Origin of the sequence: Mesorhizobium sp. M7A.F.Ca.CA.003.01.2.1, from assembly GCF_003998945.1 — a bacterium.
Classification (GTDB): Bacteria; Pseudomonadota; Alphaproteobacteria; order Rhizobiales; family Rhizobiaceae; genus Mesorhizobium; species Mesorhizobium ciceri.
In genome coordinates, this window is sequence record NZ_RZRA01000911.1 from 1 (window position 1) to 2268 (window position 2268).

Genomic DNA, 2268 nt, shown 5'->3' on the forward strand with positions numbered 1-2268 from the left:
GTGTTGCCCTGGACATAGAGTTTTGGCGCGCGGCCCTGTTTGGCGATCTCCTTGGCGAGTTCGGCGGCGATCTTCTCGCGATCGACCGTCTCGATGACGTCGAACAGTGCTACCGCTTCCCTAGCCTTGTTGGATTGCAGCGGGCCGATCAGATGCAGTTCGATGTCGGGAAATGCGTCCTTCAGATCAGGCCATTTGGCTTGCGCCTCCTGCACCCGGTTCTCGCCGAAGACGCGCTGGCCGGCTTCGATGACCGGGCCGATGTCGGCGGCATCAAAGGTCTTTGAGACCGCGACCAGGATCACGGCGCCGGCTTCGCGGCCGGCCTCGCGTTCGGCGGCGGCGATCTTCGCCTTGACCGCGAAAAATTGCTGAACGGCGTCACCCATATGCAAATCCTGCTGTTTTGACCGGCGTTTTTGTCAGACGCGGTACCCATATGGTTGACGGGTTTGCCAAACCATGGTGAACACCCGGACCACATTCCCTGAACTGCCGAGCCATCGCCCGCAGTTCGCGCATGCTTTTAAGTGAAAAACGTCCCATGGCAACCGAACGATACAATCCGCGCGCGTCAGAGCCCAAATGGCAGAAGGCCTGGGACGCCAAGAAGCTGTTCGAAGCGCACAATGACGATCCGCGCCCGAAATACTACGTGCTGGAGATGTTCCCCTATCCGTCGGGGCGCATCCATATCGGTCATACCCGCAATTACACGATGGGCGACGTGGTGGCGCGCTACAAGCGGGCCAAGGGCTTCAACGTGCTGCACCCGATGGGCTGGGACGCCTTCGGCATGCCGGCCGAAAACGCGGCGATGCAGAATAAGGTCCACCCCAAGGAGTGGACCTACCAGAACATCGCCACCATGCGCGAGCAGCTCAAGGTCATGGGGCTGTCGCTGGACTGGGCGCGCGAATTCGCCACCTGCGACGTCGATTACTACCACCGCCAGCAGATGCTGTTCCTCGACTTTGTCGAGAAGGGGCTGGTGACGCGCAAATCCTCCAAGGTCAACTGGGATCCGGAGGACATGACGGTGCTTGCCAACGAGCAGGTCATCGACGGGCGCGGCTGGCGCTCGGGCGCGCTGGTCGAACAGCGCGAACTGACGCAGTGGTTCTTCAAGATCACCGACTTCGCCCAGGATCTGCTGGATTCGCTCGAAGGCCTCGACGAATGGCCGGAAAAAGTGAAGCTGATGCAGCAGAACTGGATCGGCCGCTCGGAAGGCCTGCTGATCCGTTGGCCTCTGGCCGACGCCTCCGATGGCGAGCATGAGTTGGAAGTCTATACGACAAGGCCCGACACCATCTTCGGCGCTTCCTTCATGGCTGTCGCCGCCGATCATCCGTTGGCCAAGAAGGCCGCTGCGCACAATCCGGCACTGGCGAAGTTCATCGAGGATATCGGCCATATGGGCACCTCGGTGGCGGCGCTGGAGACAGCTGAGAAGAAGGGTTTTGACACCGGCCTCCGCGTCGTCCATCCGTTTGACGACAACTGGACGCTGCCTGTCTATGTCGCCAATTTCGTGCTGATGGAATACGGCACCGGCGCCATTTTCGGCTGCCCGTCCGGCGACCAGCGCGACCTCGACTTCGCCAACAAATACGGCCTGCCGGTGATTCCGGTGGTGATGCCGGAAGGCGAGAATCCGGCGACGTTCCAGATCATCGATGAAGCCTATGTCGATGACGGCGTGATGATCAATTCGCGCTTTCTCAACGGCTTGAAGCCGGATCAGGCTTTCGACGAAGTCGCCAAACTGCTGGAGCAGAAGACGATCGGCAACCGGCCGATGGCCGAGCGCAAGGTGAATTTCCGTCTGCGCGATTGGGGCATTTCGCGCCAGCGCTACTGGGGCTGCCCTATCCCGATGATCCATTGCGAGGCTTGCGGCGTGGTGCCGGTGCCGAAGGCGGACCTGCCGGTGAAGCTGCCCGACGATGTCGATTTCGACCGCCCGGGCAATCCGCTCGACCGTCATCCGACATGGCGGCATGTGAAATGTCCGCAATGCGGCAGGGATGCGCGGCGCGAAACCGACACGATGGACACGTTCGTCGACTCGTCGTGGTATTTTGCCCGCTTCACCGCGCCGTGGGCACATGAACCGACCGATCCCAAGGCGGCCAACGAATGGCTGCCGGTCGACCAGTATATTGGCGGGATCGAGCACGCGATCCTGCATCTGCTCTATTCGCGCTTCTTCACCCGCGCCATGCGCGAGGCCGGCCATGTCGATCTGGCCGAGCCGTTCAAGGG

General features: G+C 61.3%; 2 protein-coding genes. One reads left to right on the forward strand and one right to left on the reverse strand.

Going from position 1 to position 2268, the window contains the following annotated elements; all coding sequences use genetic code 11:
- Positions 1 to 389: alanine racemase (locus tag EN969_RS27540; RefSeq protein WP_206525242.1), on the reverse strand; the 389-nt coding region annotated here is incomplete at its 3' end.
- A gap of 155 nt (positions 390 to 544) precedes the next feature.
- Here EN969_RS27540 and leuS point away from each other — a divergent pair.
- A partial coding sequence (leuS, locus tag EN969_RS27545; RefSeq protein WP_127419563.1) for a leucine--tRNA ligase occupies positions 545 to 2268 on the forward strand: 1724 nt, incomplete at its 3' end.